We start from the raw sequence: 19,005 nt of genomic DNA, 5'->3' as shown, positions 1-19,005 counted from the left end.
CTGATTGCCGGAGGCTTCGATGTACCATCTGACTGCGCTCGTCACGCTGCTCGCTATTCTGTTTTTCTTCTTCACGTGCATGAATGTCTCGCGATCGCGGACTAAGACCGGCGTGAAGGTGCCGGCGATGTCGGGCCATCCGGATTTCGAGCGCGCCTTCCGCATCCAGATGAACACGCTGGAATGGATGCCGATCTTCCTGCCGTCGCTCTGGCTGTTCGCGATCTACATCAGCGACGCCGTCGCGGCCGGCATCGGCGCGGTCTGGATCATCGGCCGTATCGTCTATTTCATCGGCTATTCGCAGGCCGCCGCGAAGCGTGGCCCCGGATTTGCGATCCAGGGTATCGCCGCGATTGCGCTGTGGGCGGGGGCGCTGGGGGCGGTGGTGTTAAGGCTGGTATGAGACAACTGCGGCGCCACACATTCAGTGTCGTCCTGGCTTTCGCCAGGACGACAAAGGATCACTTCGTCAGCGGGCAGCCGCTTTCCTTGGCGGTGAAGAACGCCTTGTCGCCGGGGACGGTCGCGATCTCCTTGTAATAGTCCCACGGTTTCTTCGATTCTGCGGGCTTCTTGACCTCGAACAGATACATGTCGTGGACCATGCGGCCGTTCTCGAGCACCTTGCCCTTGGCGAAGGCGTCGTCGACCGGCAGCTCCTTCAGCTTCTTGGCCACCGCCTCGGTGTCCTTGGTGCCGGCGGCCTTCACCGCCTTCAGATAGCTCAGCGTCGCCGAATAGGTGCCGGCGTGGATCATGCTCGGCATCCTCCCGGTGCGCTTGAAGAAGCGCTCGGAGAAGGCGCGCGTCGTGTCGCTATGATCCCAATAGAAGCCTTCCGTCAGCACCAGGCCCTGCGCCGCCTGCAAGCCGAGACCATTCACCTCGGCGATCGTCATCAGAAGACCAGCGAGCTTCTGACCGCCGGAGACGATGCCGAATTCGGCCGCCTGCTTGATCGAGTTGGTCGTATCCTGACCGGCATTTGCGAGACCGACGATCTTCGCCTTCGAGCTCTGCGCCTGCAGCAGGAAGGAGGAGAAGTCCGAGGAGTTGAGGGGCACGCGGACCGAGCCCAGCACCTTGCCGCCATTGGCGGTGACGATCTCGCTGGTGTCCTTTTCCAGCGCGTAGCCGAAGGCATAGTCCGCGGTGAGGAAGAACCAGCTGTCGCCGCCCGCCTTGGTCAGCGCGCCGCCGGTGCCGACCGCGAGCGCATGGGTGTCGAACGCCCAGTGGAAACCATAGGGCGAGCACGCAGAACCGGTGATGCTCGACGTGGCCGCGCCGACCACGATGTCGATCTTCTTCTTTTCTTTCGACAGGTCCTGCACGGCCAGTGCCACCGACGACGTCGTCAGCTCGGTGATCATGTCGACATTGTCGGCGTCATACCAGCGCCGCGCGATCGAGGTGGCGAGATCGGGCTTGTTCTGGTGATCGGCGGTGACCATCTCGATCTTCTGGCCGAGCACCTCGCCGCCGAAATCCTCGATCGCCATCTTGGCCGCCTCGACCGAGTATTTTCCGCCGTAATCTGCATAGACGCCGGACTGATCGTTGAGGATACCGATCTTGACGCCTTGCGCGGAGGCCGGCGCGGCCAGCAACAGAGCCGACGTTGCGACGGCGGCCAAAAGTGCTGATTTCATCTGTTATCTCCCAGCAGTGTTCTGTTTTGAAATCGCGCGGATACTAGTGAAGAACCCCGGCCGTGCCCATCGAATTTGCGTAGATCGTTGGTAAGGGCAGCTGTGCGTCAAATAACCGCTGTCGTCCCGAGGCGCGACGAAGTCGCGAGCCCGGGGCCCCATCACCACAGGGAGGAGTTTGGCGAAGACTCGTGGTTGTCAGCGTCGCGCCACCCTTCTCCCTGGGGTTATGGATCCCCGCCTTCGCGGGGATGACAGCGGAGGGTGTAGGGACGCCGATGGCTGCAGAGACAGGCTTAAGTCACTCTCTCCAGCTTCTTGTCCCGCCGCCCTTCCGCCAGGTTCCGCACCACCACATAGAAGATCGGCGTGAACAGCAGCCCGAACAGGGTGACGCCGATCATGCCGAAGAACACGGCCACGCCGACGGCCTGACGCATCTCGGAACCCGAGCCGGACGAGATCACCAGCGGCAGCACGCCGAGAATGAAGGCGAAGGACGTCATCAGGATCGGCCGCAAGCGCAGGCGGCAGGCCTCGATCACGGCCTCGAGCCGCGGCTTACCCTCGTTCTCGATGTCGCGCGCGAACTCGACGATCAGGATCGCGTTTTTCGCCGCCAACCCCACCAGCACGACGAAGCCGATCTGGGTGAGGATGTTGACGTCCTGGCCCATGATGCGCACGCCGATGGTGGCCGCGAGCAGGCACATCGGCACGATCAGGATCACCGCGAACGGAAGCGTCCAGCTGCCATATTGCGCGGCGAGCACGAGATAGACGAACAGCACGCAGATCGGGAACACGTAGAGGCCGGCATTGCCGCCGGTAACCTGCTGATAGGAGAGATCCGTCCATTCGAAGCTGAAGCCGCTCGGCAAAGTGTCGTCGGCGAGCTTCTTGATGGCGTTGAGCGCGGTGGTCGAGCTGGTCCCTGGCGCCGGCTCGCCCTGCAATTCGGACGCCGCGTAGAGATTGTAGCGTGCGACGCGGTCTGGGCCAGAGACATCCCTGAAGTCGACCACGCTGCCGAGCATCACCATGTCGCCGGAGGCGTTGCGCGTGCGCAGCCGCGCGAGATCGCTCGGCTCTTTCCGGAACGGGAAATCAGCCTGCGCGGTGACGTGATAGGTGCGGCCGAACAGGTTGAAGTCGTTGACATAGGTCGATCCGAAATAGGTCTGGATCGTGTCGTTGATGTTGGCGATGGGCACACCGAGCTTCTGTGCCTTGGTGCGGTCGATGTCGACGAACAGCTGCGGCGTGTTGGCCGAGAACGGCGAGAACACCGTGGGGGCAAGCAGCGCGGGCGATTTGCGCGCGGCGGCGACGAGCTCGTCGGTCGCGGATGCCAGCAGCGCCGGCCCGCGGCCCTGCCGATCCTGGATGCGGATGGCGAAGCCGCCGCCCGTGCCAATGCCGGGCACGGCGGGCGGCGGAATCACGATGATGAAGGCGCCCTGGATCGCGGCGAGGCGCTTGCGCAGCTCGGCCGTGATGGCATTCGCCGTCAGGCCCTTCTTCAGCCGCACCTCGGGCTCATCGAACACCGGGAAGAGCGCGGCCGCATTGCCCGCCTGCGTGCGCGTGGCGCCCGAGAAACCGGCGAAGGCGGCGACACGGATGATGCCCGGCGTATCCAGCGAGATCCGCTCGATCTCCCGCACGATCTCGGTGGTCCGCGCCAGCGACGCCGCACCCGGCAATTGCACGGAGATGATGACGTAGCCGCGATCCTGCGCCGGGATGAAGCCCTGAGACGTCGTCCCGATCAGCCAGCCTGCGCTGCCGATCAGCACGAGATAGATCAGGATCATCACCACCGAGTGCCGGATCACGAAGTTGGCGACGCCGGCATAGCCGTGCGCGAGCCGGTCGAACACGCGGTTGAAGGCGCCCGTGAAGGCATTCCAACCCCGCGCAATCAGATTCCAGGCGGCGGGCGGCCGCTTCTCCTCATGAGGAGTCAGGATCTGCGAGGCCAGCGCCGGCGACAGCGTCAGCGAGCAGAAGCAGGAGATCGCGGTCGCAACCGCGATCGTGACGGCGAATTGCTGGAAGAACTGTCCGGAAATGCCGCCGAGGAACGCCGTCGGCACGAACACCGCGCAGAGCACGAGCGCAATCGAGACCAGCGCGCCGCCGACCTCCTCCATGGTCTTCAGCGCGGCGTCACGCCGGCTCAATCCGTGCTCGAGATGCCGCTCGACATTCTCGACCACGACGATGGCGTCGTCGACCACGATACCGACGGCGAGCACGAGCCCGAACAAGGTGAGGTTGTTGATGGAGAAGCCGAGTGCCGCCATCACCGCAAACGTTCCGACCAGCGAGACCGGGATCGCGATGATCGGGATGATCGCCGGCCGCCAGCCCTGCAGGAACACCAGCACGACGACGACCACGAGCAGCATGGCTTCGTAGATGGTCTTGATCAGCTCGTGGACGGACTGCGCGATGAATTCAGTTGGATTATAGCCAATGTTGAAGTCGAGGCCCTTCGGAAAGCTTTCCTTCAGCTTCGCCATGGTGTCGGAGATATTTTTTGCCGTCGCGAGCGCGTTCGATCCCGGCCGCTGTGTCACCAGCATGGCGACCGCGGATTTACGCAGCAGGAAGCTGTTGGTCGAATAAGCGAGCGCACCGAGCTCGATGCGGGCGACGTCGCGCAGGCGTACCGTGCGGCCGTCGGAGCCGGCCTTGATCAGGATGTCCTCGAACTGCTTCTGGTCCTTCAGTCGCCCGGTGAAAACCAGGTTAGGCTGAAAGGCGCGATCGGCGATCGGCGGTTCCGCAATCTGGCCGCCGGCGATCTGCACGTTCTGGGCGCGGATCGCGGCCAGCACCTCGGTCGAGGTCAGGCCGAGATTGGCGATGCGATCGGGATCGAGCCACAGCCGCATCGAATAATCGCGCGCGCCAAAGATCTGGATGTCGCCGACGCCGTCGATGCGCAGCAGCTGGTCGCGAACCTGGAGCAGCGCGTAGTTGGAGATATAGAGCTGGTCGAACGTGTCGTCCGGCGACAGCATGAACACGACCATCAGGATGTCGGGCGAGTTCTTGCGGGTGACGACGCCGTTGCGCTGCACCTCGTCCGGCAGCTGCGGCTGCGCGATCGCGACGCGGTTCTGGACCAGCACCTGCGCCTTGTCGAGATCGGTGCCCAGCTTGAAAGTGACGGTAATGGTGAGCTGGCCGTTCGAGGTCGCCTGGCTGTAGAGATACAGCATGTCCTCGACACCATTGATCTGCTGCTCGATGGGAGCTGCGACCGTGTCGGACACGGTTTGCGCCGAGGCGCCCGGATATTGCGTGGTGACGACAACGGTCGGCGGCACCACCTGCGGATATTCGGAGACCGGCAGCGTCGAATAAGCGAGCGTCCCGACGATCAGGAGCACGATCGACAGCACCATCGCCAGGATGGGCTGGTTGATGGAGAGGCGGCCAAGATTCATGACTTGTCACCAGCCTTGCCACCGGCCGGCGGTTGAGCGGCCTGCGGGGCGACCTTGGCGCCAACGCGGGCGCGCTGGATGCCATTGACGATGACGCGATCCTCGGCCTTCAACCCTTCGCGGATCACACGCAGGCCGTCATCGAGCGGCCCGAGCACCACGGGCCGCGCTTCCACGGTGTCGTCAGGCTTCACCACGAACACGATCTTGCGCGACTGATCGGTCGCGACCGCGGCATCCGGAATCAAGAGCGCCTCGTAAGGCGCGCTGCCGATCAGCCGAACGCGACCGAACTGGCCGGGCAGAATCGATAGATCGGCGTTCTTGACCACGGCGCGGCTGCGTAGGGTTCCCGTAGAGACATCGAGGCGGTTGTCGAGGAAGTTGATAGAGCCTTCATGCGACGGCCTGGTCTCGCCGGCGAGCGTCACCTGCACCGGATTCGCGGTGTCTCGCGAGCTCGGCCGCTTACCTTCGAACCAGAGCTTGCTGTATTTGATGAAGGTCGTCTCATCCATGTCGAAATAGATGTAGATCGGGTCCATCGTCACGATCGAGGTCAGCAGGGTCGAAGAGCCGTTGTCGCTGCCCTGCACGAGATTGCCGGGGCTGACGAGATGGCGGCTGACGCGGCCGGTGATCGGCGCGGTGACATGGGTGAACTCGATGTTGAGCCTGGCAGCCTTCAGCGCGCCCTCGGCCTGGGTCTCGGCGGCGTGCGCGGCCTGCAAGGCCTGGCGGCGCTGGTCGACGACCTGCTCGGAGACCGCGCTGGTCTGCACCAGGTTCAGACCGCGATCGAGCTCGCGCTTGGCAAGCTCCACCTTGGCGCGGGCGTCGGAGAGCTGGCCATCCGCCTGCTCGGCCACTGCCTCGAACGGGCGCGGGTCGATGACGTAGAGCAGGTCGCCCTGATGCACGATCGCGCCGTCCTGGAACTCGACGGAATTGACGAAGCCACCGACGCGGGGGCGCACCTGCACCTCCTCGACCGCCTCGAAGCGGCCGGTGTACTCGTCCCAATCGGTGACGGTGCGCTTGACCGGCTGGGCCACGGTCACCGGTGCGGGCGGCGGTGCCGACGCTTGCGAGGCCGGCTGCCCGCAACCGCTAAGCGCGAATGCCGCGGCGAGGAGGCCCGCGGCTGCGCAATGCCGCGGTTGAACGAAATCGTGCTTTTTGACAAGCCTTTTGACGAGTCGCTCGCTTCCGTCTGGTCCGGTCATCCCAGGTCCTCGCCTCAAAAGCCGCGGAAAAAGCGGGGTACGCGTTTACCCGCGGGGGTCCCAAGATGGGTCGAGTTGATGAACTCTTCAAGACCAAAGCATGCGCAGAGCCCGGAACGATGCCCTGGCCGGATGGCGGGTTGACAGGGTGGTAGCCCGCCTCGCACGCGGTGATTAGCCGACTGCTTGCGATTGGACTTATTCATCGGGCTCATGAAGGGGCGTGGTGCGTTCTTCGCCTCTGCCCGCACGCGGGGAGAGGGAGAAGAGGACCCAGCGCCTTCGCGCATGACGAACGTCGTCAGCTCGGTTAGATTAAATCCACAAAAGCAAGACGAATTGTCCGGGGAGGACAGGCGTGCACCAGGGACGTGTCGTTTACGGCGCGATCGAGGAGGTCGTGTTCGGCCATCCGGCGACTGAGGCCATCGTCGCGCAGATGGACCGGCTGGGCACCCACCGTGCCTTCCTGATGGTCTCGGGCACGCTGAACCGCCAGACCGACGAAATCGCAAAAATTGTCGCGGCCCTGGGCCCGCGCTGCGCCGGGCTGTTCGACGCCATGCCGGCCCACACGCCGCGTGAGGCGGTGATCGCGGCCACCAATGCCGCACGTGAGGCCGGCGCCGATTTGATTGTGACCGCGGGCGGTGGCTCGATCACCGATGGCGCCAAGGCGGTGCAGCTCTGTCTTGCCAACGGCATCGAGGATATCGACGGCATCGACCGCATCCGCGTGCACAAGGGCGCCGTGCCCGACATGACCGCGCCGACAGTGCGCCAGATCAGCGTGCCGACCACGATTGCCGGCGGCGAGTTTTCGTCGATCGCGGGTGTCACCGACCGCAGCACCCATGTGAAGCAGATGCTGCGGCATCCGCTCGCCGTACCGCGCGCGACCATTCTCGACCCCGCCATCACGGTACACACGCCGGAATGGCTGTTTCTCTCCACCGGCATCCGTGCCATCGATCATTGCGTCGAGGCGATCTGCTCGCGTGAGACGCATCCTTATGCCGATGCCCAGTCGGTGAAGGGCCTCGCCATGCTCGCCGATGCACTGCCGCGGGTGAAGGCCGATCCCGGAGATCTCGACGCGCGGATGGATGCGCAGATCGGCACCTGGCTATCGATGGGCGCGCTCGCGGCCGGCGTGCCGATGGGCGCGAGCCACGGCATCGGCTACGTCCTTGGCGCCGCCTTCGACGTCGCGCACGGCTACACGTCCTGCGTGATGTTGCCAGCGGTGATGCGCTGGAATGCGCGCGATAATGCCGAACGCCAGATGATCGTCGCCGCTGCGATGGGTTTTCCCGGCCACGATGCCGCGGACGTGCTCGATGCCTTCATCCGCTCGCTCGGCATGCCGCGCAGGCTTGCCGACGTGCGCGTGATGCCCGAGCATTTCGATGGAATCGCCGAACAGGCGATGCGCACGAACTGGATCCCGCGCAATCCGCGCAGGATCGAGAACCCAGCGCAAGTGCGCGAAATCCTGCTTCTCGCCGCATAATTGTAAGCCCGGAGGACTGATGTACCCAGGTCTGCATGCCCGACTGCGCCCGCTGCAACCCGCCTTCATCATGGCGGCGACGGGCGAGGCCGTCACCTATCGCGAGCTCGATGCACGCAGCAACCGATTGGCGCATCTGTTTCGCAAGCACGGCCTGCGGCGGCTCGATCACTACTCGATCTTCATGGAGAACAATTCCCGCTATCTCGAAGCCTGCGGCGCGGGCGAGCGGTCGGGGCTGTATTACACCTGCATCAACTCCTTCCTGACGCCGGGCGAGCTCGCTTATCTCCTCGTCAACAGCCAGTCGAAAATCCTGATCACGTCGGTGGCAAAGCTCGACATCGCGCGCGAGGCAATCCAGGCCTGTCCCGACGTCAAGCTCTGCATTGTCGCCGACGGTCCCGGCGAGAGCGATCGCATCGTCGGACTGGCCGACGTCACCGCGGACCTGCCGAAGACGCCGATCCCGGATGAATGGCTCGGAACCGCGATGCTCTATTCGTCCGGCACGACCGGACGGCCGAAGGGAATCCTGCGGCCGCTGCCGGAGGAGCCGCCGAAGCACAATCTGCCGCTGTTCGATTTCCTGACGAAGCTATGGCACTACCGCGAGGGCATGGTCTATCTGTCGCCGGCGCCGCTCTATCACTCGGCGCCGCAGGCCGCGGTCAATCTCACGATCCGGATGGGCGGCACCGTGGTCATCATGGAAACGTTCGATCCCGAGCGTTACCTCCAGCTGGTGCAGCAATGGGGCATCACGCATACCCAGTTGGTGCCGACGATGTTCTCCCGCATGCTGAAGCTCCCGGAGGAGGTACGCTCACGTTACGACCTTTCCTCGCTCGAGATCGCGATCCATGCAGCCGCACCCTGCCCGGCGCTGGTCAAGGACGACATGATCAAATGGTGGGGGCCGATCATCCACGAATATTACGGCGCCACCGAAGGGCTCGGCTTCACCGCTTGCAACAGCAAGGAATGGCTCGCTCATCGCGGCACCGTCGGCAAGGTGCTGCTCGGCGATCTCCATATTCTCGACGAGAACATGCAGCCGTGTCCGACCGGCACGCCGGGCCAGGTCTGGTTCAAGACGGGATCGCCGTTCGAATATTTCAACGACCCGGAGAAGACCAAAGAGGCGCGCTCGGCCGACGGCAGCATGAGCACCGTCGGCGACGTCGGCTATGTCGACGAGGACCGCTTTCTCTATCTGACCGATCGCGCCACCTTCATGATCATCTCCGGTGGCGTGAACATCTATCCGCAGGAGTGCGAAAATCTCTTGATCACCCATCCGAAGGTCGCCGATGCCGCCGTGTTCGGCGTGCCCAATGCCGATCTCGGCGAGGAGGTGAAGGCGGTGGTGCAGCCGATGCCGGGCGTGATGCCCGGCGAGGCCCTCGCCGAGGAGCTGATCGCCTTCTGCGGCGCATCGCTGTCGCGGCAGAAGGTGCCGCGCTCGGTCGATTTCGAGCAGGAACTGCCGCGCCTGCCGACGGGGAAGCTCTACAAGCGGCTGCTGCGGGACCGGTATTGGGGCAACAAGACGTCGCGGATCGTGTGAGCAGCTCAGTCGCGTTGTGTGAGGAAGCGAGCGCCGCAAACTCCGCTGTCGTCCCGGGGCGCGACGAAGTCGCGAACCCGGGATCCATAACCACAGGACGCGCAATCGTCGCGCGAGCAGGTCACTCCGAATCTTCACCAAACTGCTCTCTGGGGGTATGGGTCCCGGATCTTCGCTTCGCTCGTCCGGGACGACAGCGAAGATTGGCGTTGCAGCATTGCATAACAACGGCTCTGGAACCGTTCGCACTTGCACTCTCATACTGGGAAAGTGTGAACGCCTGCGGCATTACGTCATCCAAATTGTCAAGGCGGTAAAGCGCGTTGGCCGGTTGCCTCCCTCCACGCGGCTCGGCTATCGTCTGGTCAAACAGGCCAGAAAGGCCGATGTCCAGGGAGGACCGAGGATGCGGAGCGTTTGGGCGCTCGCCGCGACGGCGGCGCTATCTTTGCTGGCGTTTTCGACCACGACATTCGCCGGTGAGCCCAAGCAGGGCGGAATCCTGCGGATGTATCACCGCGACAGCCCCGGCAACGCCTCGATCCTCGAGGGCGCGACCTACTCGCTCAACGTACCCTTCATGGGGGTCTTCAACAATCTCGTCATCTATGATCAGCACATCGCGCAGAACAGTCCCGATACCCTGAGGCCCGAGCTGGCCGAGAGCTGGTCCTGGAGCAGCGACAACAAGAAGCTGACATTCAAACTTCGCCAGGGCGTCAAATGGCATGACGGCAAGGCATTCACGTCAGCCGACGTCAAATGCACCTTCGATCTCCTGATGGGCAAATCGCAGCAGAAGCTGCGGCAAAATCCGCGCAAGGCCTGGTACAACGAAGTCGACGACGTCGCGCCCAACGGCGACTTCGAGATTTCCTTCAACCTGAAGCGGCCGCAACCCTCCCTGCTCGCGATGCTCGCCTCCGGCTATACGCCGATCTACCCCTGTCACGTCTCACCGGCGGACATGCGCACCCATCCGATCGGGACCGGACCGTACAAATTCGTCGAGTTCAAAGCCAATGAATCGATCAAGCTGACGCGGAATCCGGACTACTGGAAGAAGGGCCTGCCCTATCTCGACGGCATCGAATACACGATCATCCCAAACCGCTCGACCGCGATCCTCGCCTTCGTCGCCGGGAAATTCGATATGACGTTTCCGACGCATATTACCATCCCACTCCTGAAGGACATCAAATCGCAGGCGCCGAACGCGACCTGCGTCGTCGAACCGACCAACGTTTCGACCAATATCATCGTCAATTCGACCTCCGCGCCGTTCGACAACATCGATATCCGCCGCGCGATGTCGCTGGCGCTCGACCGCAAAGCCTTCGTCGACATCCTGTTCGAAGGCCAGGCCGACATCGGCGGCACCATGCTGCCGCCGCCGCAGGGCATCTGGGGCATGCCCAAGGACAAGCTTGAGACCATTCCGGGCTATGGTCCGAACGTGAACGCGAATCGCGAGGAAGCGAAGAAGCTGATGCAGAAGGCCGGTTACGGCCCCGACAAGCATCTGGCGGTAAAAATCTCGACGCGCAATCTCGCGGAATATCGCGATCCCGCGGTGATCCTGATCGACCAGCTCAAGAGCATCTATATCGACGGCGAACTCGATGTCGTGGAGACCGCCAACTGGTTCCCGAAAGTCGCGCGCAAGGACTACATGCTCGGCCTCAATCTGACGGGCAATTCCGTCGACGATCCGGACCAGTCCTTCTACGAGAACTATTCCTGCGGCTCGGAGCGGAACTACACCAACTATTGCAACAAGGAGATCGAGAAGCTGTTCGACGTGCAGTCGCAGGAGATCGACACTAACAAGCGCAAGCAACTGGTCTGGGACATCGACAAGAAGCTGCAGGAGGACGTCGCCCGTCCGATCATATTCCATGCGCGCGCCGGCACCTGCTGGCAGCCCTACGTCAAGGGAATCACGATCATGTCGAACAGCTCATACAACGGATTTCGCTACGAGGACGTGTGGCTCGACAAATAGTGCGGCAGGCTGAAGAGGTTTTGGTTTGAGCATGATCTTGTCGGAAAACCGCCACGCACTTTTCCGGATCATGCCCTAGCGGCTCGCGGAGGACGCGGGATGTTTGCCTATCTGGTGCGGCGCCTGTTCCTGATGCTCGTGACCCTGTTCGGGATCTCGATCGTCATCTTCTTCCTGTTGCGCATCGTGCCCGGCAACATCGTCGACATCCTGTTCGCGGCAGCCGGCTATGTCGATCCGGCCGACAAGGCCAATCTGGAGAAGGAGCTCGGCATCGATCAGCCGCTGATCCTGCAATATTGGCACTGGATCAGCGGCTTTCTGCGTGGTGACTTCGGCTACTCTTACGTGTCGGAGAAGCCTGCGCTGCAAGAGATCCTGCCGCGGATCCCGATCACCGCGCGGCTCGCCGGCCTCGCGCTGCTGTTCTCGGCATCGATCGGCATCCCGCTCGGGGTCATCAGCGCGGTGAAGCAGGGCACGCGGCTCGACTACGCGCTGCGCGTGGTGAGCCTGAGTGGCTTGTCGCTGCCCTCATTCTGGCTCGGCCTGTTGATCCTCACCGCGGCGGTGGCGATGTTCGGCCAGATCCCGATCTTCAATCCAAACCCGGCCACGTGGCTGGAAGCGTTCGCGACCTACGCCGTGCCGGCCGCGGCCGTCGGCTTCCGCAGCGCGGCGCTGACCATGCGTATCACGCGATCCTCGATGCTGGAGGTGCTGCGGCAGGATTACATCCGCACCGCGCGCGCCAAGGGCGCCTCCGACGCCGCCGTGAACTATCACCACGCGCTGAAGAACGCGATCTTGCCCGTCATCACCGTGATCGGCATCGAGGCGGCGTTCCTGATCGGCGGCCTGATCGTGACGGAAACCGTTTTCAATATCCCCGGCGTCGCCCGCTTTCTGGTCGAGGCGATCCGCTGGCGCGATTATCCGATCGTGCAGAACCTCGTGATGCTGATTGCCGTCGTGGTGGTGAGCGCGAATTTCATCGTCGACATGCTCTACGCCGTGTTCGACCCGCGCATCAGATACACGGATTAGGAGAGGCGCTTGGCCGCGATCAACTTTGACGTTGAATTAAGGCGGGCCGGCGCGCATGCGACCGGCGGGTGGCGGCGCGTGCTGTTCCTGGCACAGCGGCACGTTCTAGGCGCGGCCGGTCTCATGATCATGACGCTGTTCGTGTTCACTGTGATCTTCGCCGACTTCATCGCGCGCTACGACCCGCTGAGCGTCGATTCGGCCCACGCGCTGATGCGGCCGAGCCTCGCGCACTGGATGGGTACGGATTCCTTCGGCCGCGACGTCTTCAGCCGCATCATCCACGGCGCGCGGATTTCCCTTGCGGTGGGCATCGGCTCGACCGCCCTCGGCGGCACGATCGGCGTCATCGTCGGCCTCACCTCCGGTTATCTCTCCGGCTGGGTCGATCTCGTATTCCAGCGCGTCTCCGACATCTTGCAGGCGCTGCCGCTGCTGGTGCTGGCCCTGATCATGACGGCCGCACTCGGTCCGTCGCTGCCGAATGTCATCCTCGCCATCGCGATTCCGCTGATCCCGACCGTCTCGCGCGTCACCCGCGCCAATACGCTGGCGCTGCGCGAGCAGCCGTTCGTGGAGGCGGCGAAATCGATCGGCATGAGCGAAGTCCGCATCGCGCTCCGCCACGTATTGCCGAACACGCTCGCGCCGCTGATCGTGCTCGTCACCGCCCAGCTCGGCTCGACGATCCTCACCGAAGCCTCGCTCTCCTTCCTCGGCCTCGGGATCCCCGAGCCTTACCCGTCATGGGGCCGCATGCTGTCGGAATCCGCCGCCGAATATGTCCGCACTGCGCCGTGGCTGGTGATCTTCCCGGGTATCGCCATCAGTCTCGCCGTGTTCGGCGCAAACCTGTTCGGCGACGCCCTGCGCGACATCCTCGATCCCCGGCAGCGTGGCTGATGGCGAAACAATCCGATCTCGTACTCGAGGTGAACGGCCTGAAGACGGTGTTCTTCACCAATTCAGGCTTGTTCAAAGCCGTCGACGATGTCTCCTTCACGGTGAGGCGCGGTGAAACGCTGGCGATTGTCGGCGAATCCGGCTGCGGCAAGAGCGTTACCGCGTTGTCGCTGATGCGGCTGGTGCCCGATCCACCCGGCCGCATTGTCGGCGGCTCGATCTCGCTGGAGGGCACAGATCTGCTGACCCTGGACGAAGCGGAGATGCGCAAGATCCGGGGCAACCGCATCTCCATGATCTTCCAGGAGCCGATGACCTCGCTCAACCCGGTGATGCGGATCGGCGACCAGATCGTCGAGGCGGTGCGGCTGCACCGGAACCTGTCGGCCAAGGAGGCGCACAACATCGCAGTCGAGATGCTGCGGCTGGTGCGCATCCCCGAGCCGGCACGGCGTGCGCGCGAATATCCGCACCAGCTGTCCGGCGGCATGCGCCAGCGCGCGATGATCGCGATGGCGCTGGCGTGCCGGCCGGCGCTGCTGATCGCGGACGAGCCGACCACCGCGCTCGACGTCACCATCCAGGCACAGATCCTGGCCCTGATCCTCGACCTGCAGAAGGCGCTCGGCACCGGGCTCGTGCTGATCACGCACGATCTCGGCGTCGTCGCGCAAACGGCGCAGCGCGTGATCGTGATGTATGCGGGCCGGAAGGTCGAGGAAGCCAGCGTCGAGGCGCTGTTCGCCGCGCCGAAGCATCCCTATACGCGCGGGCTGATGGCCTCGATCCCGGCCGTCCCTGCGTCGGGCGTTCCCGCTCAAGAGCGGCTGAACGAAATCCCCGGCACCGTGCCGTCGCTGGTGCGGCTGCCGAAGGGCTGCGCCTTTGCGCCGCGCTGCAAGCTCGCGGTGAAGCGCTGCGAGGCCGAATACCCGCCGCTGACCGATTGGGGCGGTGGCCATCTCGCGGCGTGCTGGCGCGCGGCTGAAGTGGCGGAGGTGGCATGACCGAAGCGCTGCTCGAAGTCACCGACCTTAGGAAGTATTACCCGGTGCGCGCCGGCGTGCTGCGCCGGCAGGTCGGCACCGTGCACTCGGTTGACGGCGTGTCCTTCTCGCTTGGCGCCGGCGAGACGCTCGGCCTCGTCGGCGAATCCGGCTGCGGCAAGTCGACGGTGGCGCGCAGCGTGCTGCGGCTGGTCGAGCCGACCTCAGGCCGGATCCGCCTCGATGGCGAGGACATCACGCATCTGTCCAAGGCAGCGCTGCGGCCGCATCGACGCTCGATGCAGATCGTGTTTCAGGATCCGTTCGCCTCGCTCAATCCGCGCATGACCGCGGGCGATATCGTCGGCGAGCCGCTGGCCGTGCACGGGCTCGCGGCCGGCAAGGCGCTGGAGGCGCGCGTCGCAAAGCTGTTCGAGCAGGTCGGCCTCCGGCCCGACCAGATGCGCAACTTCCCGCATCAGTTTTCCGGCGGCCAGCGCCAGCGCATCTGCATCGCACGGGCGCTCGCACTGTCACCGCGCCTGATCGTCTGCGACGAGCCGGTCTCAGCGCTCGACGTCTCGATCCAGGCACAGGTGATCAATCTGCTGATCGACCTGCAGAAGCGGCACGGCTTCTCCTATCTCTTCATCGCGCACGATCTCGCCGTAGTCGCCCACATCAGCCACCGCGTCGCCGTGATGTATCTCGGCCGCATCGTCGAGATCGCCGACAAGGACGAGCTGTTTCGTAACCCTCGCCATCCCTACACCCAGGCGCTGCTCGCCTCCGTGCCGATCCCCAACCCGCTGGCGAAGAAGCTCGCGCCGCTCGTCGACGGCGACGTGCCAAGCCCGGTCAATCCGCCGCCCGGTTGCGCCTTTCACACGCGCTGCCGGTACGCGATGGAACGATGCAAAACGGAGCGGCCGGTGCTGATGGATGCAGGCGATGGGCATCAGGTGGCGTGCCTGCTGAATGAGGGGACGGGGCGAGATCCTTGACGTCGTCCCGGCGACGGCCGTTTGAGGCGCCAGCTACCCCGCCCCGATCTCCGCCACGATCCTGCCCGTCGTGACCTGCTCGCCTTCGGCCACGGCGATCGCCGCCACCACGCCGTCGATGCCGGCCTTGTGGACGTGTTCCATCTTCATCGCCTCCAGCGTCACCACCGGCTGACCGGCAGTGACGCGGTCGCCCGGCTTGACGAGGACGGCGACGACACGGCCGTTCATGGCGGCGCGGATCTTTCCATCTCCGCCATTGGCGGCGGCAGTCTTCGGCGCAGCGAGCGTGAGATCATTCACCGCAAGCGGAATGCCGCGATGCTGGACGTAGAGCCGGTCGCCGTCGCGCAGGAACTTTGCGCTGTCCATCACGCCATCGTGGCGGAAGCGGATCGCGTCGGGATCGAGCTGGTCAATCTCGAACCTGTCCAGCCGGCCGTCAGTGGCAACGGCATAGCCGCCATCGCGCTCGCGGGTGATGTCGAGCTCGTATGCGTGGCCAGCGATCTCGATTTTCGCCGGCAGAGGACAGGTCGCCGACAGGCTTCGACCACTTCGCCACGACGGCGCGCGCGGATTGGTCACGTAGAGCAGCAGGCCCGCCAGCGCCCTATCGAATGCAGCGTCTGCCCGCGGCGCCAGCAGCTCGTCGCGATGCGTGCCGATGAAAGCTGTCGTCGCCTCGCCCGCGACAAACCCGGGATGACGCAAGCAAGCCATCAGGAACGCCTGGTTGGTCGTCACGCCGAAAGCCGTGAGCTGCTCCAGTCCGACGATCAGCCGGCCCCTCGCCTCCTCGCGCGCGGCGCCGCGGCTGATCACCTTGGCGATCATGGAATCGTAGAACGGCGGAATCTCCGCCCCCGACTGCAGCGCGTGCTCGACGCGGATGCCGTCAGGCACCTGCCAGCGCGCCATGCGACCGGACTGCGGCATAAAATCCTGCCCCGCATCTTCCGAGCACACCCGGACTTCGATAGCGTGGCCTGAGAACTTGATGTCCTGCTGCTTCACCGGCAATGGCTCGCCGCGCGCGACGCGCAGTTGCAGCTCGACCAGATCGAGCCCGGTGATCGCTTCGGTCACGGGATGCTCGACCTGAAGGCGCGTGTTCATCTCCATGAAGTAAAACTCGCCGTTGGCATCGAGCAGGAATTCCAGCGTGCCGGCGCCCTCGTAGCGCAGCGCTTTCACGGCGGCGACCGCAACCTCGCCCATTCTTGCGCGCAGCTCCGGCGTCACCGCCGGTGACGGCGCCTCCTCGATCAGTTTCTGGTGGCGCCGCTGCACCGAGCAGTCGCGCTCGCCGAGATGGATGGCGTTGCCGTGGCTGTCGCCGAACACCTGAATCTCGATGTGGCGCGGGTTCTGGATCGCGCGCTCGAGGATCACCGTGGGATCGCCGAAGGCAGCCTTGGCCTCCGACCGCGCGCTGCGCAGCGCATCCGGGAACGACGCAACATCACCGACGAGCCGCATGCCGCGGCCGCCGCCGCCCGCGACCGCCTTGATCATCACGGGGAAGCCGATCTTTTTGGCTTCCGCGACCATCACCTCGTCGCCCTGGTCGGCACCTTGATAGCCGGGCACGATAGGCACGCCGGCCTTCTTCATGATCTCCTTGGCGCCGGCCTTGTTGCCCATCGCCTCGATCGCCTGCGGCGACGGACCGATGAAGACGAGACCGGCATCCTTACACGCTTGCGCGAAGTCTTCGTTCTCGGCAAGGAAGCCATAGCCGGGGTGCACGGCATCCGCGCCGCTGGCCTTGGCCGCAGCGATGATCGCGGGGATGCTGAGATAGGATTGCGCCGGCAGGGCCTCGCCGATCCGCACAGCCTGATCGGCCTGCTTGACGTGAAGCGCATCACGATCCGCATCCGAATAGACCGCGACAACGCCGAGGCCGAGCCGCCGCGCGCTGCGCATCACACGCAGTGCGATCTCGCCGCGATTGGCGACCAGGACCCTGAAGAACGGCCGGTGCTGCCCTGATTCGTTCCTCATGGGCGCGCCACCGAGAACTGCATGCACTGCGGCGTGCGTGCATCGCCCTCGCGGCAGATCGCGAGCACCTCCGACAGCACGGCACGGGTGTCGCGCGGATCGATCACGCCGTCGTCGAGCACCCGTGCGCTGGTCGAGAACACGTCCATCTGGCCGTCGAACACGCCGATGATCTCAGCCTTCATGGCCTCCAGCCTGTCCTTCTCGATCGGCTTGCCGCGGCGCGCGGCGGCGGCTTCCGTCACGATCGCCATGGTCTCGGCGGCCTGCTCGCCGCCCATCACCGCGGTCTTGGCGTTGGGCCAGGAGAAGCAGAACCGCGGATGGAAGCCGCGGCCGCACATGCCGTAATTGCCGGCGCCGAACGAGGCACCGCAATAGATTGTAATCTGCGGCACCGTCGCTGACGTCACTGCCTGGATCATCTTGGAGCCGTGCTTGATCATGCCGGCTTCTTCATAGGCTTTGCCGACCATGTAGCCGGTGGTGTTGTTGAGATAGAGGATCGGCGTGCGGGTCTGGCAGCAGGCCTGGATGAAATGTGTCGCCTTGTTGGCGCCGGCGGGATCGAGCGGGCCGTTGTTGGTGATGATGCCGATCGCCTGGCCCTCGATGCGGGCATGGCCGCAGACGGTGGCCGGCCCGTAATTCGGCGCCATCTCGGTGAAATCGGAATCGTCGATGATGCGGGCAATCACCTGCTTCATATCGACCGGACGCTTGTGATCCATCGGCATGATGCCGAGCAACTCGTCCTGGTCATAGCGCGGCGGTCTGTACTGCAGAGCCGTTCGGCCCGGCCGCTCCCATTCCAGCGCCGCCATGATCTCGCGCGCGATGCGCAGCGCATCACGGTCGTCCTCGGCGAGATAGTCGCCGAGGCCGGAGATCTGCGTGTGCATCTCGGCGCCGCCGAGCTCTTCTTCCGTCGCGATCTCGCCGGTGGCGGCCTTCAGCAGTGGTGGCCCGGCCAGGAAGGCGCGCGTGCGGCCACGCACCATGACGATGTAGTCGGACAGGCCGGTCTGGTAGGCGCCGCCCGCCGTGGACGAGCCATGCGTGACGGTGACGACCGGCAGGCCTGCGGCCGAGAGCCGCGCGAGGTTGCGAAAGATGTTGCCGCCGCGGACAAAATCCTCGACGCGATAGCGCAAGAGATTAGCCCCCGCGCTTTCGACCAGCTGGACGTAAGGCAACTTGTTCTCCAGCGCGAGCTCCTGCACGCGCAGCGTCTTGTCGAGGCCGAAGGGCTGGAGTGCGCCGGCATCGATGCCGGAATCGCTGGCGCTGACCATGCAACGGACGCCCGAGACGAAGCCGATGCCGGCGATGACGCCGCCGCCGGGGACGCTCTTGTCGGCGTCCGGTACGTCGAACATGTAGCCGGCGAGCGTCGACAGCTCGATGAACGGCGCGCCGGGATCGAGCACCAGCGCGACGCGCTCGCGCGGCAGCAATTGACCGCGCTTGTGGAAGCGATCCTTTGCCGCCGCCGACGCCGCACGCGTGCGCTCTTCCAGCGCGCGCATGCGATCGATCAAGCCGAGCATGCCGTCGCGATTGGCACGATATGCGGCGCTGCCGGGGGAAATGGCGTTTTCGAGAATGGACATTAAATCTCCTGC

At 64.5% G+C, this 19,005-nt stretch carries 13 protein-coding genes; 8 read left to right on the top strand and 5 right to left on the bottom strand.

The features are described from left to right. Positions 1-19 precede the first annotated feature (19 nt). The gene (locus tag JQ587_RS02965; RefSeq protein WP_212424369.1) at positions 20-406 is read left to right on the top strand and encodes an MAPEG family protein; all 387 of its coding nucleotides are present in this window, start codon (positions 20-22) and stop codon (positions 404-406) included. A 58-nt stretch (positions 407-464) separates the two neighbouring features. Here JQ587_RS02965 and JQ587_RS02960 read toward each other — a convergent pair whose 3' ends face one another. From JQ587_RS02960 to JQ587_RS02950, 3 genes are all read right to left on the bottom strand, one after another. Then, positions 465-1,655: an ABC transporter substrate-binding protein gene (locus tag JQ587_RS02960; protein ID WP_212424368.1), complete on the bottom strand. Its 1,191-nt coding sequence runs from the start codon at positions 1,653-1,655 to the stop codon at positions 465-467. Positions 1,656-1,951: 296 nt separating this feature from the next. Further along, positions 1,952-5,116 (bottom strand): efflux RND transporter permease subunit, encoded by a 3,165-nt coding sequence (locus JQ587_RS02955; protein WP_212424367.1) that lies wholly within the window; start codon positions 5,114-5,116, stop codon positions 1,952-1,954. Further along, the gene (locus JQ587_RS02950; protein WP_212303341.1) at positions 5,113-6,342 is read right to left on the bottom strand and encodes an efflux RND transporter periplasmic adaptor subunit; all 1,230 of its coding nucleotides are present in this window, start codon (positions 6,340-6,342) and stop codon (positions 5,113-5,115) included. The genes JQ587_RS02955 and JQ587_RS02950 overlap by 4 nt, the downstream gene beginning before the upstream one ends. A 358-nt stretch (positions 6,343-6,700) precedes the next feature. Between JQ587_RS02950 and JQ587_RS02945 the strand changes: the two genes are divergently transcribed. The 7 genes from JQ587_RS02945 (at position 6,701) to JQ587_RS02915 (ending at position 15,370) form a co-directional block, all read left to right on the top strand. After that, on the top strand, positions 6,701-7,855 hold the full coding sequence (locus JQ587_RS02945) for an iron-containing alcohol dehydrogenase (protein ID WP_212424366.1): 1,155 nt from the start codon (positions 6,701-6,703) through the stop codon (positions 7,853-7,855). 19 nt (positions 7,856-7,874) lie between these two features. Then, positions 7,875-9,425 (top strand): AMP-binding protein, encoded by a 1,551-nt coding sequence (locus JQ587_RS02940; RefSeq protein ID WP_212424365.1) that lies wholly within the window; start codon positions 7,875-7,877, stop codon positions 9,423-9,425. A gap of 406 nt (positions 9,426-9,831) precedes the next feature. Then, a complete protein-coding gene (locus tag JQ587_RS02935; protein WP_212303338.1) occupies positions 9,832-11,430 on the top strand; it encodes an ABC transporter substrate-binding protein in 1,599 nt (532 codons plus the stop codon). A gap of 99 nt (positions 11,431-11,529) precedes the next feature. Continuing rightward, complete coding sequence (locus JQ587_RS02930; RefSeq protein WP_212303337.1) at positions 11,530-12,477, top strand: ABC transporter permease; 948 nt, start codon at positions 11,530-11,532, stop codon at positions 12,475-12,477. Positions 12,478-12,486: 9 nt separating this feature from the next. Then, the gene (locus JQ587_RS02925) at positions 12,487-13,380 is read left to right on the top strand and encodes an ABC transporter permease (RefSeq protein WP_212424364.1); all 894 of its coding nucleotides are present in this window, start codon (positions 12,487-12,489) and stop codon (positions 13,378-13,380) included. Further along, a complete protein-coding gene (locus tag JQ587_RS02920) occupies positions 13,380-14,387 on the top strand; it encodes an ABC transporter ATP-binding protein (protein WP_212303335.1) in 1,008 nt (335 codons plus the stop codon). The genes JQ587_RS02925 and JQ587_RS02920 overlap by 1 nt, the downstream gene beginning before the upstream one ends. Further along, on the top strand, positions 14,384-15,370 hold the full coding sequence (locus JQ587_RS02915) for an ABC transporter ATP-binding protein (protein ID WP_212424363.1): 987 nt from the start codon (positions 14,384-14,386) through the stop codon (positions 15,368-15,370). Before JQ587_RS02920 ends, JQ587_RS02915 begins: the two co-directional genes overlap by 4 nt. A gap of 33 nt (positions 15,371-15,403) precedes the next feature. Here the strand turns inward: JQ587_RS02915 and JQ587_RS02910 are convergent, their stop codons facing one another. After that, positions 15,404-17,380, bottom strand: coding sequence for an acetyl/propionyl/methylcrotonyl-CoA carboxylase subunit alpha (locus JQ587_RS02910; RefSeq protein WP_212424362.1), 1,977 nt, complete (start codon positions 17,378-17,380; stop codon positions 15,404-15,406). Next, positions 17,377-18,993 (bottom strand): acyl-CoA carboxylase subunit beta, encoded by a 1,617-nt coding sequence (locus JQ587_RS02905; RefSeq protein ID WP_212424361.1) that lies wholly within the window; start codon positions 18,991-18,993, stop codon positions 17,377-17,379. The genes JQ587_RS02910 and JQ587_RS02905 overlap by 4 nt, the downstream gene beginning before the upstream one ends. Positions 18,994-19,005: the final 12 nt, after the last annotated feature.

It is taken from the genome of Bradyrhizobium manausense (assembly GCF_018130615.1).
Lineage (GTDB): Bacteria > Pseudomonadota > Alphaproteobacteria > Rhizobiales > Xanthobacteraceae > Bradyrhizobium > Bradyrhizobium manausense_A.
This window is presented reverse-complemented; position numbering and strand designations above follow the sequence as displayed.

Coding starts and splice junctions, on each gene's coding strand:
- JQ587_RS02965 (WP_212424369.1), top strand. CDS start 20: ATGTACCATCTGACTGCGCTCGTCACGCTGCTCGCTATTCTGTTTTTC.
- JQ587_RS02960 (WP_212424368.1), bottom strand. CDS start 1,655: ATGAAATCAGCACTTTTGGCCGCCGTCGCAACGTCGGCTCTGTTGCTG.
- JQ587_RS02955 (WP_212424367.1), bottom strand. CDS start 5,116: ATGAATCTTGGCCGCCTCTCCATCAACCAGCCCATCCTGGCGATGGTG.
- JQ587_RS02950 (WP_212303341.1), bottom strand. CDS start 6,342: ATGACCGGACCAGACGGAAGCGAGCGACTCGTCAAAAGGCTTGTCAAA.
- JQ587_RS02940 (WP_212424365.1), top strand. CDS start 7,875: ATGTACCCAGGTCTGCATGCCCGACTGCGCCCGCTGCAACCCGCCTTC.
- JQ587_RS02935 (WP_212303338.1), top strand. CDS start 9,832: ATGCGGAGCGTTTGGGCGCTCGCCGCGACGGCGGCGCTATCTTTGCTG.
- JQ587_RS02930 (WP_212303337.1), top strand. CDS start 11,530: ATGTTTGCCTATCTGGTGCGGCGCCTGTTCCTGATGCTCGTGACCCTG.
- JQ587_RS02920 (WP_212303335.1), top strand. CDS start 13,380: ATGGCGAAACAATCCGATCTCGTACTCGAGGTGAACGGCCTGAAGACG.
- JQ587_RS02915 (WP_212424363.1), top strand. CDS start 14,384: ATGACCGAAGCGCTGCTCGAAGTCACCGACCTTAGGAAGTATTACCCG.
- JQ587_RS02910 (WP_212424362.1), bottom strand. CDS start 17,380: ATGAGGAACGAATCAGGGCAGCACCGGCCGTTCTTCAGGGTCCTGGTC.
- JQ587_RS02905 (WP_212424361.1), bottom strand. CDS start 18,993: ATGTCCATTCTCGAAAACGCCATTTCCCCCGGCAGCGCCGCATATCGT.